Consider the following 17995-nt stretch of genomic DNA (forward strand, 5'->3'; position numbering starts at 1 on the left):
TCGAGGGGGAAGGCGTGCATGTCGGCAGGGACATGCGCCCGGTCGACGACGCTCTTCGGGATTTGAAAGAGGTCACACGCCGTCGACGATCCGGCGCTTGCGTGCGAAGTTGAGCCTATCGCAGCGCGAGGCCGGGGTTTTGTTCAAGGTCGGGGAAAACGCCTTCGACAAATTTGAACGGGGGCTCGTCGAGCCGAGCGGCCCGACCATCCAATTGATGATGCTGCTCGATCGCCACCCGGACTTGCTCGATGAGTTGCGACGGCCAAAGGCGACTGGCGCGGTTTCGGCCCGTGAGCAGTCATAGCCCGGCTGCCCTGGTGAGATTGACTCGAAAGCGGTCGCGCTTGCGCTGATAGCGGCGGGTCATTTCGACGCTGGCGTGGCCGAGGTGGCGTTGCACATGCGCTTCGTCGATCTCCGCCGAGGAGGCGAGGCCGGAGCGCAGCGAATGGCCGGCGAAAGCGAGCCGGCGCTCACCTTCGGAGAGGTCGCCGCGCAGGCCCGCCCCGAGCGCGCATTTCTGTACGAGCCGGGCGACATGCTTATCGGCGAGCCGTTCCGCGCCGACTCCGCCGTTCTTGCGCGCGACCTTGCGGAACAAGGGCCCATGCGTAATCCGTCCGAGCCGCATCCAGGTCTCGAGCATGGCGACGGGGCAGGTCTCGGGCCGTGAGCCGCGGCCGATCTCGACCTCGCGCCAGCCGCTCTTGCCTTTGATCGTGAGCAGCAGCCCGCCTTCACCGGCCGGCGCCGCTTCGTCGTCGTTTGTCTTTGCGGATCCAAAAATCTCGATCCAGCCCGTCCCGTCTTCACTCTGGCTGGGGCCACAATCGAGGCCGACAATCTCGGAGCGGCGCAATCCGCCGGTAAAGCCGATCGCGAGAATGGCTTTGTCGCGCAGGCCCCGCAGGTCGTTCTCGAGCGTCGCCAACATGGCCAACAGCTCGTCGGCGAAAATCGCCTGCTTCTGGACGGGCGGGCGGGCATGGGCGCGGCGAATGCCGGCAAGCACGGTCGCGACATGCGGGTCCGAGGCGTCGAGCGGCGCGCCGAGCTGGCGATAGCGCCAGCAAATGCCCGAGAGCCGCCGCTCCAGCGTCGTGACGCTGAGCGGCGCACGCCCGCGATCCGTCTCCATGCAGGCGGCGAGATACAGGCCGACGGTCCGTGGATCCGGAGGCAGCGGAGAAAGGCCTTGCCGACGTAGCCAGGTCCCGAAGGAGCGCCAGTCGGACTCATAGGCGCGGCGTGTGTTGTCCGACTGGGCGTTGCGGACGTAGTCGCGCGCTCTCTCACCGAGAGCCGCGAGATGAGCCGGCGGCTCGGCGATCGGCGCGGGCAGGGTGGCGTCGGCCGGGAAGGGGGCCTCGGAAGCCGGCAAAATCTCGTCTCCTGTCCAATGCGTTCCTTGGCGGCTGAGAATCAAGTGAATCCTAGCATATGCCTATCGGGCGCTGGCCGAGGGAGTTTTTGGACCTTCAATATGCATTGCGGTCGAACATCGAATTTGCACGACGGGCGCGACGGAAATTGCGGCAAAGGCCGTGATAAAGCGCCGTCTCGGGTTACGATCAGATATGCACCGATTCGACCCTGCCGATCCCGTGGCTGCCGAGCCGCCGCCTGCCGGTCGGAAGCGCGCAGCAGTCGCCCGCGCCGACTTCGAGCGCACGCCCGACGGGCTCGTTTCATGTGATTACCCGACATGGCCGCGGCTGCCGGCAAGCGCCTCCGAGGCGGCTTTTTCCGCCGGCGCCGGGCTGGCGTTGCTCGATCGGATCATACGCCCCGAGCCGCCTTGCGCGATACCGAGCGTCTTGCCGCCGGAGGCTCGGAGACCAGCCCTGCCGGCCGCTTCCTCGCCTTATGGCGCGCCTTCGCCGAGCGCCCGCCGAGGCTGGACGCGGCAGGGCTCGCCGCAGCCGCCGCGCTTCTCGACCTGCCGCCCGATCTCGATTGGCGACGCTCGCCGGCGCCCTTCAACTTGCGCTCGCGGGCCGCGGCCTGCCGCTCGCCACGCCGGCGACCGCCGGCGTCGTCCTGGCGCAGAGTCAATCGGAATCCCCGAAATCATGCGCGGTCCCGCGGCGCCGCGAGTTGAATCCACAAATTCGAATCCACAAATTTCGGCTGTCCGACAGGCTCGTAGGCCTCTGTTCCTCAATCGTTCGCATTTTCCCGACGCTTCGGAGAGGCTTCGAGGGGGTCGATTTGGGCGTTTTCGTCCGGCATTGCTGGGGTTCCGAATCTTGTCCGATAAGCGCAGATTATCGGACATGGAATCGAGCCGACGAGTGCGGCGGTTTTTCCGTGAAACTGCGTGACAAAGCGCCGCTGTCTGTTGCCATTCGCCATGCGCCGATTCGATCCCGATCCGTTCGACCCCGTCGCCGCGCCGCCGCGGCCCGCTCGCCGGCGCACCGCGCACGGCGTAGGCGTCCCACGCCGCCCCCGGACAGCCGCCCAACCCGCTGAGTTCATCCTAAATCCGGGAGTTTCCCCTTTGAAGGGATGAGGCGAGAGGCGCATTATCAAGCGCATGATGGACGATTCCTCTCTTCCTTCGGCTCACCCTGCGGGTGAGCAATCGCCGGTTGTGGTCGGCGAGGCCCCGGCGGGCGTCGATCTCGACAGCTTCTTCGGCCCGATCCGGGTCGAATGGGATCAGGAAGCGGCGATGACGCCGCTCGGGCAGCTGCCGTTCTTCATCGACTTCCTGAAAACGAGCGGACTGTTCGACGCCTTCGTCGCCGATTGTCCGCTGCGCTATGCCAGCCCCAATGCGCCCAAGAAGCGCGACGTTCTCGGCACGGCGATGCTCGCCATGCTCGCCGGGCACAAGCGCTACGCTCATATAGCGGCGCCGCGCTGCGACGCCGTGCTGCCGGAGCTGCTCGGCATGAAGAAGGTCGTCAGCGAAGATGCGGTGCGGCGCGCCTTCAAAGCGATCGACGAGAGCGAAGGCGCGGCATGGCTGCGCGGCCATTTGCTCTCGAACCCTTATCCGCCGTTAACTTGACGGCACGCTCTGGGGCGTTATTGCGCCATCCTCGAGAGTGATGATCCGGTCCGCGATATCGAGAATCCGATAGTCGTGAGTTACGAGCAGGATCGTCGCGCCATAGTCCTTGGCGAGGCGTTTGAGAATATTGACCGCTTCGTGACCGCTTGCCTTGTCGAGAGAAGCGGTTGGCTCGTCGGCCAGCACGAGCTTTGGCCGCGAGACCAGGGCGCGCGCGATTGCGACACGCTGGCGCTGTCCTCCCGACAATTGTTTTGGCCGACGGTCGAGATGGTCGGCTAGACCGACCTCGGTCAGCATTTCGCCGGCTCGCTGTCGTCGTTCGGCTTCCGAAAGCCGATCGTCGAGTTCGAGCGCCATGCAGACATTTTCCACGGCCGTCAGCGGCCAAAACAAATTGTGTTGCTGGAAAATGTAGCCGATTTGCCGCCGCACGCCCATACGAACGTTTTCGTCGCTGTTCACCAGCTCGCGGCCCAGCACGACGGCGCTTCCCGTCACGGCGAGGCGCAGGCCGCCCAGGATCGTGAGCAAGGTCGTCTTGCCCGAACCCGAGGGGCCGGTGAGTATGACGATCTCCCCCCGATCGACCGAAAAATCGACATTGTTGAGCACTTGGCGGCGGAATTCGCCGGCGCCGTAAGCGAAGCTCACTCCTTTCACATCGACCAGCGCCATCAGAACATATCCGCTGGATTTGCCGCTTTCAGGCGGCGAATGGCGAGCGCGCCGGCGAGCGAACACATCGTAAGAATGAATGCGAACACTGTCGCGATTTTGCCGAGGGGCATCGGAAAAGGAATGAATATTTCCTGTTCGGCGAGACGATAAAGCGCGACGGACAAGCCGAGACCGAGCGCAAATCCGAGAAGCGCGAGATAGATTGCGGACGAGAGAACCACCAGTTGGAGATAGAACTGGGAGTATCCCATCGCTTTGAGCGTCGCGTATTGGCTCAAATTGTTGCTCACGTCCGTAAAGAGAATTTGGTAGACGATCACCATGCCGACGACAAGTCCCATTACGACGCCGAAACCAAAGATAAATCCCATCGGCGCAGAGTTCTCCCAGTAGCCTTTTTCGAATTCGACAAGCTCGTTGTAATCGAACACACGCATCTCCTGGCCCATCAACGCGAGCAAGTCCGCCTGCGCCTTGCGAACGTCGGATCCCGGATTGAGCAAGACGAACCCGAGATCGATTTTGTCGAAAGCGCGCTGCGGAAAGATGCGATGAAAATTCAAGTCGCTCGTGACGACGTTTCCATCGGCGGCGAATGTCGTTCCCATGCGGAACGTTCCGACGATCTTTATCCTGCGTCCGTTGACTTCCGTCACGTCGCGTCCTTTGGAAATTTGCTCGGACACCGGACCGAACTCGGGCCTCGAGGCAATGTCGAAGAGCGCGACGTCCTGGCGTTTGAGGTCGTCGGCGCGCGCGCAAATGTCCACGTCGTCGATCAGGTCGCCGTTGAGATCGTAACCATAGACCATCAAGGTTCGCTGTATATGAGTGTCCATGTTCTTGAATTGTCCAAGCGACACGTACATGGGATAAACGGCGCGAACGTCCGGATGGCCGAGCGCGCGCATCAGCGCGCTGCGCTCGAATTGCACGGGCCGCCACAGCGCCTCCGTCTGCTTGTGCAGCACGAACAAATCGGCCCGCATCTTGATCGGCGCCGACACGGCGCTCGCGTAAAGCGAATCGAGAAAACCGAGCTGCATGAACACCAGCACGCTGGCGAACAGGACGCCGAGCGTCGCGGCGATGAGCTTCGGCTTATCGTATGTCAGTTGCCGCCAGGCTAGACGAGCGGCGAAGAAGAAAGTTGGAAATGGCGTCATGGCGCGATGTGGACCTGAACCTGCCTGTAAATCTGATGCAGGAAATCTTTTCGCGCCGAGTCGGAGAGGGTCAGTCGAACTTCGACGATCCTGGCGTCGCGGTCCGCGAGGGGATCCGTGCTGTTCATGAGATTCTTTTCGACCGTGAAACCGAGCATCCGAACTTTCGCTTCGTAGGCCGCCTCGCTCGAAGGCAGCCTCACGACGGCCGCCTGACCCGCCTTGACTCGCGCAATGTCGGCCTCGTACACCTCGGCAACGACTTCTAGCGACGACAAGTCGGCCATGTCCAGAATCCCCTTGTCGCCCACGCGTTCGCCCGCCCTCGCATGAATCTTGAGAATCGTGCCGTCGATCGGCGCCGCCGTCTGCGCTTGCAATAGCTGGAGCTTCTTTAGGCGAAGATTCGCTTCCGACTGTTTGAGGCTCGCGCGCATGGCTTCGAGGTCCGTCTTCGCTTTGCTGGAGCGCAGTTCCGCTTCGTCGAAAGCGAAGGCCGAGACCGTGCCCGAAAGGCGCAGCGAATTCTTGCGATCGTAATCTCTCTGTGCCTTCTTGAATTCGGCTTCCGCCGCCACCAGACGCGCGGTCGAGACGGCGAATTCGGCCGCGGCAAGATCGATCTCCGTCCGGCGGCGCTCATAATCGCTAAAGACGGCGACAACGTCGCCTTTGGCCACGTCCTGCCCTTCACGAACCCGGATTTCCGAGATGACCGCTCCGCTCGCTCCCTGGTCGGGCGAGACGTGAATGACGCGCGACATCGGCTCGATGCGCCCAAGCGCGCCGATGCCCATAACCGTTTGCGGCGCGGCGGAATTTGGCGGCGATGTTTCCGCGGCGAGCGGCGCCAGGCGCGCTTGCAAGAGCGCGCCCGCCGCGATCATTGTCAGTCCGATATAATTTCGCGCTTCCATGGGATATGCCTGCGAATGCTTTTTGAAACCGTTTCGACCCGTCGAAACGCCTGCCGACTCGCCGAGCGTCTCGCTAATTTTCCCAAGAGACGTTTCGGCAAAGCTTCATGAAATATGCATCGCCCCCATTCGCGAAGGATCCCCGCGACCGACGCCCTTTACGCGGAGGGCCGCTCTTTCTCGCCACAAGAGGCGCGCGCCGCCGAGTAGAGCCGCGGCACGAAGCGGGGCGCGCGATTGCAATATTCCTCCCACGCGGCGCCATATCGCTCCTTGGACATAGCCTCGCTCTTTGGGATTGCGTCGAAGAAATATTGTACAGCGTTGGCGAGCGGCGCAATCAAACCCCAGGGCGAGGCGGAAAAAAGAGCGAAGGATACGTAAATGAGAAAATCGCCGAAATAATTAGGATGGCGCGATAGTCCCCACAAGCCCGTGTCCAGAATCTTGCCCTGGCTGTCCGCATTCTGTTTGAAGCGCCACTTCTGGTAATCGCCGCCGATATGAAAGACTGAGCCGACGAGGTAAACGCCGATGGCTGCGGCGTCGAAGGCGTCGAACGGCCCGGCCCGATCGGCGGCCCACAGGAAGGGCAAGCAATAGAGCCAACCGAAGGTATTCGTCAGAATGACCGGCAAAGCATAAAGCGTCGGTCGATCGATCTGGCCCTGGAGCTTGGCCGCGGCGGTCGCGCGATAGGCCGCTGTCAGCACCCAGTTCATATGGACGAGATAGGCAATTACGAAGACCAGTATCGTGATCTGACGCCAGAGTGCGCCCGTTCCATATGCGACGATGATTGCGGCGACCGGAAGCAGCGTGTTGAAGCCGATGATGAATGGCGCTCTCGGCTCCTGGGTGATTTTCGCGGCGATCACGCCGAGAATGGCCAGCGCCTCGATGACAACCAGAAGAACGATATATTTTTCGACCATCCGCCAATCTCCTTCTTCTTCGTATTCGCTTGACCGCGCGACGCGGCGCAGTCGAGCGCTTCGCAAAAAAAATCATCGCAATCCCATGTGGCGCGCAACGATCTCGCGTTGTATCTCCGAACTTCCGGAGAACACGCGCGAGGGCAGGCTATCGAGCAACAGGCGGTCGAGCCCGTTGTCGGCGATCGCCGCGGAGGCGCCGAACAGTTGAATGGCGTCGAGACCCGCCATTACGGCGCTTTCCGATATCCAGAGCTTGCTGAGCGCGCTCGCCTCCTCATGAGGCAAACCGACGTCGTGCAGCCAGCCGGTGCGGTAAAGCAGCAAACGGGCAGTCTCAAGACGAAGCTTCATGTCGACCAGCTTGTTGGACACGCTCTGATTTCGGCCAATAGGCTTGCCGAACTGGCGCCGATCGCGCGCATATTCGACGCACCGCGTCAGAACTCGATCCATGGCGCCGACATATGCGGCGAACAGGCAGCCACGCTCCCATATCATGCTGTCGTTGAAAATCGCGGCGCCCGCCCCCTCGGCGCCGAGCAGATTGGCTGCCGGGACGCGGCACGCGTCGAAATAGACGCTGCCCCAGGGACTGGTGGGCAGTCCGCTCTTGCGAGCCTCGGGTCGCACCGTCAGGCCGGGCGCATCGCGCGGAACGACGAAGCAGCTTATTCCAAAAAAACCCTGTCGCGGGTTCGTCTTCGCATAGGCGACGAAAACGTCGGCGATCGGCGCGTTCGTGATGAAACATTTCAAGCCCGTCAGCACATAATCGTCGCCGTCGCGCTCTGCGGTTGCGCACATCGCGAATGCGTCCGAGCCCGATTCCGCTTCCGTCATCGCGTTTGCGGCGATAACGCGCCCGCTCGCCATGTCGCGCAGCCATTTCTCGCGAATTTGAGCGGAGCCGTGACGCCAAACCGGTACGACGCAGGCGAACATATGCGCGCACAGCGAAAACACGAGACCCAGGTCGGAGCATTCGCGGCCCAGCGTCTCTATCGTCAGCATGGCGTCGAGCGCGCCGAGGCCGGGCCCGCCCCAGTCGGCGTCGACAGGTAGTCCGGCCAGTCCCATCTCGGCGGCGGCGTCCCACTTACTGCGGTCGAAACGCGCGTCGCGAATGCGTTCGGCCGCGCCCGCCGATAGGGCTTCAGCCGCGAAGCGGCCGATGTGATCGTTGCGGGCAATCTGTTCGTCGGTCAGTTGAAAATCCATTGCGAGCTTCCTTACGAATTCAAAGGTTTTCCTCGAGACGGGTCACTCCATGCGCAGAATCGCGTCGACCGATCGGCGCGGACTTATCGATGGATTGAGCAAAGCAAGGCCAAATCTCGCGACGAACACGGGACGACGGGTCGAGAGGCGGAGCAGCCGCTGTATCTCTCGGCGCGGCGCATCGTGCTGCAAAAGAACGCTTACCGGATGAAGAGCGAGGCCGGCGGCCTGCGCGTTCAGCCAGACTTCGGCCAGCCGGGCGCCGGCCTGGAGCAAATCCTGGCGGCGCGGGCGCTCCTCGGGCAGGCTGCAGCACACAAGACCAGGGCCGGCGGCGACGAGGCCCGCCAGGGCGTCGGCCATGCGTGAGGAGCCGCCGAAGGGACGGAGAGCTTGCATGGCCAGCGGCGAGAGCGCAAAGCGAAGGAGGCGGCGCTTGAACGGCGTCATCGGCCCAAGCAGGCTGTCGACGAAAATGCCGTCCACCACGTCCTCGTCCCCCGGTTCGCCGAAGCGAAGATGACGATAGGTTTCGGACCAGGCTTTGAGGTGAGTGAAATCGAGAGCGGCGTAACGCGCGGTCAATTCAGCGACGCTCTTCAACGTTTTCGGGTCCGCTTCGGCGCGAATCTCCAGCGCGCTGCCGGTCAGCGTTTCCGGCCAGCGGCGGATGGACATCGCGGCGATCGCCTCCGCGGACGGCGGATCTGGAGCGAAGGGCGCGCGACATGTCCGGCGGCGGCGTACGAGATCGACGAAGGATTCCCAGTCAACGCCGCCAACGACGCGGGCAGGGGCGCGCCGCACGGTTACGATCGCCATCGAAATTTCGCCCTTCGGCGACGGATCGCTCGCGTCGTCCATGGCCCACTCGCAGGCTAAGCCGAGGCGCTGGAGCGCCGTCACGAGAAGGCCGAGGAACAGGCCGACGCTGAGAGCCATCTCTAAATCCAGGCTTTCGAGCGCGGTTAGACGTCGGCCCTGGTCGAGCGTGAGACGCAGCAAGCGCTCATTCTCGCAGGCGCCGGGAACGACGGCCACTCGCCAAGGCTGGCAGTTGTGCGACGACGGCGCCCATCGAGCCGCCTCGATGGCCTGTCGTAAGAGCAGATCGAAATCCGGCGCGCTCATGTGCTTTTCCAATTTGCGTTTCAGCGCAAGGCGCCGACGACGGCGACGGCGTAGCCGTCGATCAGCCGCCCATGCGCTTGCCAATTTGCGAAAATGGCGTCTTTTTTTCGTGGCGCGGCTCCTTGGGGCCAGCGCCACAGCAGCCGGCCATTATCGTCCCACCCCCGCCATTCTGGTCCCGGTAGACCATCGTGGATTCCGATCAACCGGGCCTTGCAGAACGCCTCCTTGAAAGCCCATCCCAGCGTGGGCAACTCCGGCTGCTCGGCCTCCGCGCGAGTTAGCCAGGCGCGCTCGGCGTCGCTGAGAAACACCGTCCGAAGAGATGCGCTGAACGGCCGCAGCCGTTCAATATCGACGCCCACCGGCGTCGCTCCGGCGACCGCCGCGGCGAGCCCATGCGAGTGGCTGATGCTCACGACGCCCTCGATCGGGGAGACCGGAGGACCGCTGGCGCCGTCGCGGTTCGAGACCGCGATATGGGCGAGCGGCGGCGCCGTTTCGCCACTCGCGCGTAGTCGGCGGCGCAGGGCCAGCTTTGCGGCGAGACGGCCTGCCAGCCACTCGCGGCGGCGCTTCTCGAAATGCAGCGCGTTATAGGTTTCCGCTTCCTGCGGCGACAGCACGGCGCGGCGGCGCGTCTCGTCGGCCAAGCCTTTCGCCGTGACGTGAACGTCGACGAGGGTGACGGTCCAGCCGCCAAGCCGCACGTTACGAACCCATCGCATCCGCGACATTCCTGGAATTCGCGCCGTAGCCAGCGCCAAGACGCGTCCCGATCACCTCCTCGGCGAGCTCGGCCATGGCGGAGAAGCGATCGACGAGTCGGCAGAATGCAGGGAGGGCCATGTCGCGTTCGAAGTCGGCCATGGACGTGACGGCGATCACTTCGAAATAGTGGAATGGCGCGGCGGGATCGAGGCTGACGCGCTGAACTGAAAATTGACGCACGCTGGGTAGGTCCGGGCAGGCGGCGTAGTCCTCCGTCGTCACCCACTCCTCGAACGCGGGCGCGCGCCCGACGTCGAGCAGCCGAATTTTATGTATGATGATTTCCATGGGCCAGGTCCCGTTTCCTCGCGACTGCGAAATCATGGCGCTTCCACCAGCAGGTGGAAATTGACGCCGCCAGTGCCGAAGGAGTTGATCGCCGCCCGCCGCGGCCCATCGGAGGCGGGCCAGGGTCGAGGCTTTGAAACGATGGCGCCGGGGATCGCCGCAAGCGCCAAATCGGGGTTGAGCTCTCGCCGCAACAGCGTCGGCGGCACCGTATCGCTTTTTAAAGCGAGTAGTGTCTTCATGAGGCCGGCGGCGCCCGCGGCGGCGAAAGCATGGCCGATGTTGGATTTTACCGAACCGATCAGCAGCGGATCGCGGCGTGCGCCACTTCCATAAACGTCGCGCAGCGCCGAGATTTCGACTCCGTCCCCGATGCGCGTTCCAGTTCCATGGGCTTCGACATAGGCAATGCTATCGGGCGAGGCGCGGCCATCGGCAAACGCGCGTCGAATGGCCAGGGCCTGACCCTGGGGATCGGGCGCCGTCATCGACGCGGCGTCGCTCGACGCGCCGACGCCGATGATGCAACCATAAATCGCGTCATTGTCACGACGGGCGTCGCTCAGCCGGCGCAGCACGAACATGCCGGCGCCGTCGCCCGGCGAAAAGCCGTCGGCGTTCGCCGCGAATGGCGCAATCTTGTCGTTGGCCAGCATGAGCTGGGTCGAGCACAGAACGAGATCCCGCATGTTGACAGGCAGTTCGACGCCGCCAGCGACGACAAAGTCGGCGTAGCCGAGCCGCAATGCCTGCATCCCGACGTGCACGGCGGCGAGCGACGACGCACAGGCGGCCTCGATCGCCATCGTTTCGGCGGAAAGACGGAAGCAGCTTGAAATCAGCGCGGCGATGTTGCCGGCGAGAAGCCCGTCCAGCGTGAATGAATCGATCTCCTCGGCGGCGCGCTCGGCGTCGGCCAGCCGCGACTCGTCGGGGCCGAGCACAGAGCCAAGCTCCGGCGAATGCAGACGATTCGAAAGTTCGCGCTCTCTCGCGAGACAGAGGGGGGAGGCGCACACGACCATCGCCTTGCCCAGATCGCCTCGCCGCGCGGGGGTGAGGCCGAAATCATCGAGCGCTTCGGCCACGACGCTCAAGGCGAGCTTGTGTGCGACGTCGAGCGCCGCGACGCGCTTGGGGAACAACCGCAAACGCTTCGCGTCGAAACGGCGGATCTCCCATTCGGCGTTCAGCTCGCCGCCATTCTCGGCATAACTGGTCAGGGCGCGGGCGCCGCTGCCGCTGAACGCCGCGCCGCGCGGCAAAATCCTGTCGCTGATCCGGCCGATCCCGTCGGCGCCGGCGCAGAGCGCCTCCCAGTAGGCCGAGAGGCCAAGATTCGGGCCAAAGCAGCCGCCAAGGCCCACGACGGCGATGGGCTCTGGCTCGCTCGCTGGTTCCGCAAATGGCCCGCCGGCAGCGGCGCGCGACATGTCGCGCCGATCAAGAATTAGCGTCCAGGTCAGGCCGCCGAGGCCGACGCCGACTACGGCGAGAGGCTTTTTCGGCGTTTCTTCGTCGTCGAGCGAAAGGGTCGCCGCGACGACCGCGGTCAGTCCCGCGTTCGCGAACCCATGGCCCAGCACGCTTGCCGCGCAGGTCAGCGGTCTTTCGGGAAAGACCGTCGCGGCAGTCGCCGCACCGACGTGGCCGAGGCCCGGAAGAACGCACTCGACCGACGCCACGTCGGCGATGTCCAGCCCCGCCTGCAAGCAAGCCTCCCGAGCGCACTCGCGCGCCGCGTCGACGCTTCCGGCGTAGCGAAGTTCGAGCGCGTCCGTTCGCCGGGCCGAGATTCCGGCGATCACCGCGCGGATGCGATCGCCGTCGCGTCGAGCGTCTTTCAATCTCTTCAGGAGCAGCGCAACCGCGCCTTCGCACAACGGCGCGCCGGCGCCGGTCGTTGATAAAGGGTCGCCGTCAAATCCTTTCGCCGCCAGCGCGAGCGGCGTCAGAACGCTCTCGAAGCGCTGGCCGGTCGCAACGAGCGCGGCGTCGCTCTGGCGCTCGGCGAGCGACAGAAAGGCGGTTCTCAAAGCGGCGTAGCCGGTCGAGTCGCCGTCCTCCATGGCCATGATGCGGCCGCGCCAGCCATACATGGCGCCAATGCGGCTCGCGATGCTGCTCGACATCTCGCCAAGCCGGTCGTGCGACGAGGAGCCGAAGCGCGCGCGCAAGGCTTCGCGACCGGCTTCGACGGTCGCCGGATCGCCGTCGGCAAGCCATACAAGGCCGTGTATTTTGAGCGCGTTGGTCAAGGCGCTGTCGAGCCCGAAGCAGGTCCCCACGATCACGTCGACGGTTTCCCTGGGCAGGCCGCTTCCGTCGTCGCCATAGCCCGCATCGAGCACGCAATCGCGCGCCGCCTGCATCAGCATGGGCGTCATGGTCGACACCGCGCGGTCGTAAACCTTCGGAATGCGGAATTGACGCAGGTCGAAGCCGAGGTCGCCGAAAAAAGCGCCGCGGCACCGACTCAGCCTCGCGCGAACGGCCTGCGGCGTACGCCAAAACCGATCGACCGGATAAGGCCCGAATTCGGGACGTTCGTCGGCAAGCAAGCGGCGAAACGCGTCGATCCCGGCGCCCCAGGGATGGAGGCAGCCGACGCCAACGATAGCCATGGGCTCGACAGTGAAAGGCGCTCGTCGCATGATTCAGTTCACCATGGCAGGCGCCGGTCGATGCAAGCCCGGCCCCGCGATGGCGTGCTCGGCGACGCGGCGCAGCGCGAAATAGTCGATCTTCCCGTTTGCGTTCTTGGGCAAAGCGTCCAAAGGGCGCGCAAGGTGTGGGATCATGTATCGAGGCAGCCATGCGCAGCAGTGGCGTTTGATCTCGATTGCGCCGGGCTGCGCGTCGCCAGGACGGACCGAATAAAAGGCCGCCAATGTCTGGCCGGTCTCGGTGACGATGCCGATTGCGGCGGCTTCGAGAATCGCGGGATGCCGCGACAAGGCCGCCTCGATTTCGCCAAGTTCGACCCGGTTGCCGTTGACTTTCAGCATCCGATCCTTGCGCCCGCAATAATAGAGCAGCCCGTCCTTTCGCGTGACCAGATCGCCCGTTGCGTGACGGCCTGTCCTATGGTTGTCATGATTGGACGGATCGATGCGATTGAAATAGCCTGCGGTGACGCAGTCGCCGGCGACGATCAACTCGCCGATCTCGCCGTCGGTTTCGACGGGCCGGCCTTCGCCATCGATCACCATGGCGATTTGCTCTGGCAAGGGCATGCCGATGGGGACCGGCCTTTCCTGCTCGAGGTCGCCGGGGCGCACTTTGTGAAAAGTGCAAACGTTCGTTTCCGTCGGACCGTAGAGATTATACAGCGCGCATTTTGGCGGCAACTGCTTCGCGAGCGTTCTAAGATGCTTGATCGGGAACGCCTCGCCAGCGAACAGGACACGCTTGAGGCTTGCCGAGACTTCAGGCGTCAGCGCGCCGCTGCCGGCCAGCATCGTCAAGAGCGACGGCACGCAATACAGCGTTGTCACGCCGTGCTGGGAAAGACCGTCGGCCAGCGTGCAAATGTCGCGTTGCTCGTTCTCGCGAACGATCCAGACCGCCGCGCCGACGGTTGCCGCCGCGAATAGATCGAACGTGCTCAGGTCGAAGTGAAAACCGGCGTGATTGGTTAGAACGTCGTTCGCCGTCAGCTCGAACTCCTCGACCGCCCAGCCGATGAAGCGATTTAGATTTTTGTAGCTGATCTGCACTCCTTTCGGCATTCCGGTGGAGCCGGAGGTAAACAGAATTGCCGCTATGTCGTCGGGGCCGACCATGGCCGGTTCGGGCAGATCTGCGCCGGCGTCCGGGGCCTCGGTCACGATGGCGTCCGTCTCCACGCCCGCGGGCGCGAGCGGCCAGGCGCCGTCCTCGCCGTCAAGAAGCAGAGCAAGGCGCAGCGACGCCGGCAGCTCGTCGGCGAGCGCGCTGAATCGTTCGCGGTCGGTCACGAGTATGGCTGGCTCGGCGCTAGCGACGATCTTGCGCGCGCGCTCGGCGGGCTGCGCGCCGTCGAGCGGAACATAAGCGGCGCCGGCCTCCATCGTCGCATAAATGGCCGTGACGAAGAGGTCGCTTTTTGGCGCCCAGATCGCGACGCGTTCGCCCCGGGCGAGCCCCGCGCGGACGAAGCGCTGCGCCCAGTGGCGGACCCGCCGATAAAAAGCGCCATAAGCGATGGCGTCGCGTCCGACAAAGGCCGCGCGATCGCCGTGAACGAGAGCGGAAGCGCGCAGCGAGTCGATGACGGTCGTGGGTTTCGGTTCGGACTTCATGCCAAATTCCTCAGAATGTCGCGCCGGAAAGGGGGGGCGCGTCCTGCGGTTCGCAACGGACGCCAACATCCTTCGCGCTGTCGATAAGAATCTCGGCTGCGAGATCGAGATCCTCGAGCGTGTGTTCAGAGGTCACGCTGATGCGGAGTCTCGCGTCGCCAAGCGCCACGCCCGGATAGACGACGGTCTGGCAGAACATTCCGCGCGCACGGACGAGGCGGCCGAACTCCAAAGTCTTCGTCTCGTCGCCGATCACGACAGGTATGATCGCGCTCGCCGACTGGCCAAGATCGAAGCCGGCGCTCAACAGCAAACCGCGCAGGCGATGAATGTTGCTCCACAATTTTTCCAGCCGCTGCGGCTCTCTTTGCATAACGTCGATCGAAGCGATCAGGCCCGCGGCCACGGACGCCGGAATCGTCGCCGCGAATACATACGAATTCGAATAGAAGCGCAGATATTCGACGACTTCGCCTTTGGCCGCAACGAAGCCGCCGACGCCCGACAGCGTCTTGCTGAAGGTTCCAAGCTCGAGATCCACTTCGCCTTTCATACCGAAATGTTCGCTCGTACCGGAGCCTGTTTTTCCCAGGACGCCAGTGGCGTGGGCGTCGTCCACAAGCACTTTCACGCCGTATTTGCGCGCTAGCGCAACGACCTTCGGCAAATCGACGATGTCGCCATGCATGCTGAACACGCCGTCGGTGACGATCAGCTTGCCGCCCGGATGGTCGGCCCATCTTTCCAGCGTGCGTTCGAGCGACTCGATGGAGTGCTGATATATTTTCTTGGATGCGCCCGACAGCTTGCAGCCGTCCTGGATGCTCATGTGATTGATGGCGTCGGTGAATATGAGATCGTCATGTCCGGCCAACGCCGATATGCAGCCGAGATTGGCCGAGTAGCCGGACGGGTACACGATTGCGTCGTCCGTGCGTTTCAACTTGGCGAGACGGCGCTCGAGCTCCTTGTGGAGGACGTTGGAGCCCCCGATCAGCCGACAACCGGTGTTTGTCGCGCCATAACGCCGGGCCGCGTCCGCGATGGCGTCGATCACTTCTGGGTGATTGGCGAGGCCCAAATAATTGTTGGACGCGAACATCAGGAACTCGCGCCGTTTGCCGGTGATTTCGTCGTGAATCACGGCGCGGTTGCGGCACTTGCTTTCGAGCGGCATTCCATACCAATACAGTTGCTCTTCCCGTTTGCCCCGATAAAACGTGTTGAACTCATACGCCTTGTGGAATAGGTCGCGGTGGGGAAGGGCAATGAAGTCCTTCATCGTACGCCGGTCGCCGTTCGGCGCAGCGAAACGGTTGTGCGTGTTCACGACACGCTCGCGCGTTTCGTCGAAAGTCTCGACCTTATTGGCGTCGGACGCGCGCAAGAAGGCGTGAGGCTTTTCCATCGTGTCACAGTCGGCAAGATGGACAACCTCCTGCACGCCACGCTCATCGCGCAGGCTATCGCGCAGCGATTCGACGGCGCCTTCTCGCAGCCCCATCGCCGAAAAGCTCGGGGGCTCGACGGATTCGAAGCCTTTTTTTTCGGGAAGGACCTCGCTCCCGCCCGACGCGGCGACCATTTTCGCCACATCGGCGGAATGAGACGCGCGGAACTGCGGCGGCGCGGCAATAGCCGCGTGCGCTTGGGGCGCCAGTGGGGGCTGGGGCGCATCCCGCTTGGCGCTTCTGGCGTCCGCCTCAGTGAAGATGGCGATCAGATCGCCGACCGTTATGAGCTCGGAGGGAACGCCCACCCGCGGGACGTCCAGCGCAGCCGCCGTCTCCGCGAGCACGTTGCTCAGCTTCGCGGAGTCGACGCCCAGGTCTTCGCTCAGCCTGGCGTCTTCGATCAATCGGCGCCGCGGATAGCCCGTATGCCTCTCAAGCGTCGCGATCACCGCATCAGAGATGGGGGCGCGATCTTTGTCGTTTTCGTCGCCCACCTCGCCGGGAGGAGACATCGGCCTGCGCGCACCCTCATTATTTAGGTGGGCGCGAACGAGCTGGACGAGATCGTCGACCGTTCGCAGGTCGCGGCCAGTCGATTGCAGGCGCATATCGTAGGCGTTCCCGATATCGGCGAGGATGGAAACCAGCACGATGCTGTCCACCCCGAGGTCGCCCTCGAATTCGGCTTCGGGCGCGATGTCGTCGCGCGCATATCCGGTGTGACGTTGAATGATGTCGATGGTCGTCTCCCATAGCGAGGATTCGACGTGCCGCGCATTTTCCACGATCATGGCAGTCATTACCGCCCCCTAATGGCTAGAATGATGAAAATCGTTCACGCCTGCAGCGTCGACTGCAATCGCTCGACCAAATCGATTATTGCCTGCACAGAGCCGAAGTTGTTCGGCGTCACCTCGCGAAGCGGGATGACGACATCCGCTTCACGATTAAGCAGATCCACCAGATCGAACAGCGCGCTCGAGTCGAGGAAGTTGAGTTCCAGCAGCGGGGTGTCCAGTTCGATCTGGTCCACGTCACCGCCGGCGCAGGTCTCGGCGACAAGCCGCTGAATCTTGTTTGCCAGCATTTATCCCTCCAAATGACGTCAGTCAGGCTTTTTGCCCAATCAACAGTTTGCGTGGACCAGGGATCGTCTGGGCTCGAACGTTGACGAACCCGGCGTCACGGAAACGATCGAGATATTCCTCTGTCGTGGACTCGACGCCCCCGTCGGTGGACAGGAGCATGTTGATCGAAAGAAGCGATGTGAAGAGCGGCCCGCTCTCGTCGTCATTGAGCGGCGTTTCGCTTGCAACGAAGGTTCCGCTCGACGGCATGACCGCCAATATGTTTTTGAGAATCTTCCTTTGAGTCTCGATTGCGTAGTCGTGCAGCATCCAGCCGAGGTGAATGAGATCGAAACCGCCGGGAAGCGCGCCTTCTATGACGTCGCCTTCGAAGACGGCGATGCGGTTTTCAAAGCCGCGCGCGTTTAGCTTTTCGCGCACGAAAGCCGCGGCCTGGGGAAGTTCGCAAACCGCGACTTCAAGCTCGGGATGGCTTCGAGCGAGTGACATCGGCAACGAGGCGCATCCGGAGCCGATATCGATGAGTCGCTTGTAGGCCGAAAAATCGAAGGATTCGATCACGCCGTCGACGAAGGGCTGCGCGAGGACGCCGAGAAATTCCTGAAAATCGGCCACGTCTCTTGGATTCTGGTAAAGAATGTCGAACCAGCTGCGATTGTCTCCAAACACCGCCGTGCGCCGATCCTCGTTTTGGCGAATCGCCTCCGCGCAATGGCCCCAGAGCGGGTAAAGAAAAACGTCACAGTGTCGCGCCATCCAGCCCATCCATTGCGGCGATGTGCTGACGAGGCAGCGTTTGGCGGCATCGGAGAGGCGATATTCGTCGTTTTCGCGAAAAATGAGCTTCATGGCTTCGAGCGCGATCAACAGTCGCTTTCCGGAGGCAAGCGGCACGCCCGCCCTACGACAAACTACCTCGGCGCGCGCCGGCGGGTCGATCGCGTCGAATATCCGCAACTCCAATGCGGCGGAGACAGCTTTCGATTGGAAGAAGCCTGTCAAAATGCCGGCGATTTCCTTTATTTCTGATTCCAA

Annotated in this window: 17 protein-coding genes; 3 read left to right on the forward strand and 14 right to left on the reverse strand. The window is 63.2% G+C overall.

From position 1 onward, the window contains the following. Nucleotides 1-97: 97 nt before the first annotated feature. Nucleotides 98-307 (forward strand): type II toxin-antitoxin system MqsA family antitoxin, encoded by a 210-nt coding sequence (locus K3F48_RS24500; protein ID WP_255609307.1) that lies wholly within the window; start codon nt 98-100, stop codon nt 305-307. On the opposite strand, the gene K3F48_RS17865 is transcribed toward K3F48_RS24500, so the two are convergent. Beyond that, nucleotides 302-1384 carry a tyrosine-type recombinase/integrase gene (locus K3F48_RS17865; RefSeq protein ID WP_255609308.1) on the reverse strand — a complete coding sequence of 361 codons (1083 nt, stop codon included), beginning with the start codon at nt 1382-1384 and terminating at the stop codon, nt 302-304. The genes K3F48_RS24500 and K3F48_RS17865 overlap by 6 nt on opposite strands. Nucleotides 1385-1708: 324 nt before the next feature. Between K3F48_RS17865 and K3F48_RS25005 the strand changes: the two genes are divergently transcribed. Both K3F48_RS25005 and K3F48_RS17875 read left to right on the forward strand, forming a co-directional pair. Then, the gene (locus K3F48_RS25005; protein WP_370631447.1) at nt 1709-2104 is read left to right on the forward strand and encodes a DUF1403 family protein; all 396 of its coding nucleotides are present in this window, start codon (nt 1709-1711) and stop codon (nt 2102-2104) included. 438 nt (nt 2105-2542) lie between these two features. Beyond that, a complete protein-coding gene (locus K3F48_RS17875; RefSeq protein ID WP_222576790.1) occupies nt 2543-3022 on the forward strand; it encodes a hypothetical protein in 480 nt (159 codons plus the stop codon). Here the strand turns inward: K3F48_RS17875 and K3F48_RS17880 are convergent. From K3F48_RS17880 to K3F48_RS17940, 13 genes are all read right to left on the reverse strand, one after another. Continuing rightward, a complete protein-coding gene (locus K3F48_RS17880) occupies nt 3014-3703 on the reverse strand; it encodes an ATP-binding cassette domain-containing protein (RefSeq protein WP_222576791.1) in 690 nt (229 codons plus the stop codon). The genes K3F48_RS17875 and K3F48_RS17880 overlap by 9 nt on opposite strands. Beyond that, nucleotides 3703-4872: an ABC transporter permease DevC gene (gene devC, locus K3F48_RS17885; protein ID WP_222576792.1), complete on the reverse strand. Its 1170-nt coding sequence runs from the start codon at nt 4870-4872 to the stop codon at nt 3703-3705. The genes K3F48_RS17880 and devC overlap by 1 nt, the downstream gene beginning before the upstream one ends. Beyond that, nucleotides 4869-5759 carry an HlyD family efflux transporter periplasmic adaptor subunit gene (locus K3F48_RS17890; RefSeq protein ID WP_222576793.1) on the reverse strand — a complete coding sequence of 297 codons (891 nt, stop codon included), beginning with the start codon at nt 5757-5759 and terminating at the stop codon, nt 4869-4871. Before K3F48_RS17890 ends, devC begins: the two co-directional genes overlap by 4 nt. 188 nt (nt 5760-5947) lie before the next feature. Then, nucleotides 5948-6724 carry a DUF1295 domain-containing protein gene (locus K3F48_RS17895; RefSeq protein ID WP_222576794.1) on the reverse strand — a complete coding sequence of 259 codons (777 nt, stop codon included), beginning with the start codon at nt 6722-6724 and terminating at the stop codon, nt 5948-5950. A 72-nt stretch (nt 6725-6796) separates the two neighbouring features. After that, nucleotides 6797-7945 carry an acyl-CoA dehydrogenase family protein gene (locus K3F48_RS17900; protein ID WP_222576795.1) on the reverse strand — a complete coding sequence of 383 codons (1149 nt, stop codon included), beginning with the start codon at nt 7943-7945 and terminating at the stop codon, nt 6797-6799. A gap of 42 nt (nt 7946-7987) precedes the next feature. Beyond that, nucleotides 7988-9076, reverse strand: coding sequence for a nitroreductase family protein (locus K3F48_RS17905; RefSeq protein WP_222576796.1), 1089 nt, complete (start codon nt 9074-9076; stop codon nt 7988-7990). Nucleotides 9077-9096: 20 nt separating this feature from the next. Beyond that, nucleotides 9097-9804 (reverse strand): 4'-phosphopantetheinyl transferase superfamily protein, encoded by a 708-nt coding sequence (locus K3F48_RS17910; RefSeq protein WP_222576797.1) that lies wholly within the window; start codon nt 9802-9804, stop codon nt 9097-9099. Beyond that, nucleotides 9788-10135 (reverse strand): hypothetical protein, encoded by a 348-nt coding sequence (locus tag K3F48_RS17915; protein ID WP_222576798.1) that lies wholly within the window; start codon nt 10133-10135, stop codon nt 9788-9790. Before K3F48_RS17915 ends, K3F48_RS17910 begins: the two co-directional genes overlap by 17 nt. A 32-nt stretch (nt 10136-10167) precedes the next feature. After that, the gene (locus K3F48_RS17920; RefSeq protein ID WP_370631448.1) at nt 10168-12789 is read right to left on the reverse strand and encodes a polyketide synthase; all 2622 of its coding nucleotides are present in this window, start codon (nt 12787-12789) and stop codon (nt 10168-10170) included. Nucleotides 12790-12792: 3 nt separating this feature from the next. Beyond that, nucleotides 12793-14487, reverse strand: coding sequence for an amino acid adenylation domain-containing protein (locus tag K3F48_RS17925; protein WP_222576800.1), 1695 nt, complete (start codon nt 14485-14487; stop codon nt 12793-12795). Next, complete coding sequence (locus K3F48_RS17930; RefSeq protein WP_222576801.1) at nt 14429-16672, reverse strand: aminotransferase class I/II-fold pyridoxal phosphate-dependent enzyme; 2244 nt, start codon at nt 16670-16672, stop codon at nt 14429-14431. Before K3F48_RS17930 ends, K3F48_RS17925 begins: the two co-directional genes overlap by 59 nt. A gap of 35 nt (nt 16673-16707) precedes the next feature. Next, nucleotides 16708-16959 carry an acyl carrier protein gene (locus K3F48_RS17935; RefSeq protein ID WP_222576802.1) on the reverse strand — a complete coding sequence of 84 codons (252 nt, stop codon included), beginning with the start codon at nt 16957-16959 and terminating at the stop codon, nt 16708-16710. Between the two features lie 22 nt (nt 16960-16981). Further along, nucleotides 16982-17995, reverse strand: a complete 1014-nt coding sequence (locus K3F48_RS17940) for a methyltransferase (protein WP_222576803.1) — start codon at nt 17993-17995, stop codon at nt 16982-16984.

This window comes from Methylosinus sp. Sm6 (genome assembly GCF_019802345.1).
Taxonomy (GTDB): Bacteria; Pseudomonadota; Alphaproteobacteria; order Rhizobiales; family Beijerinckiaceae; genus Methylosinus.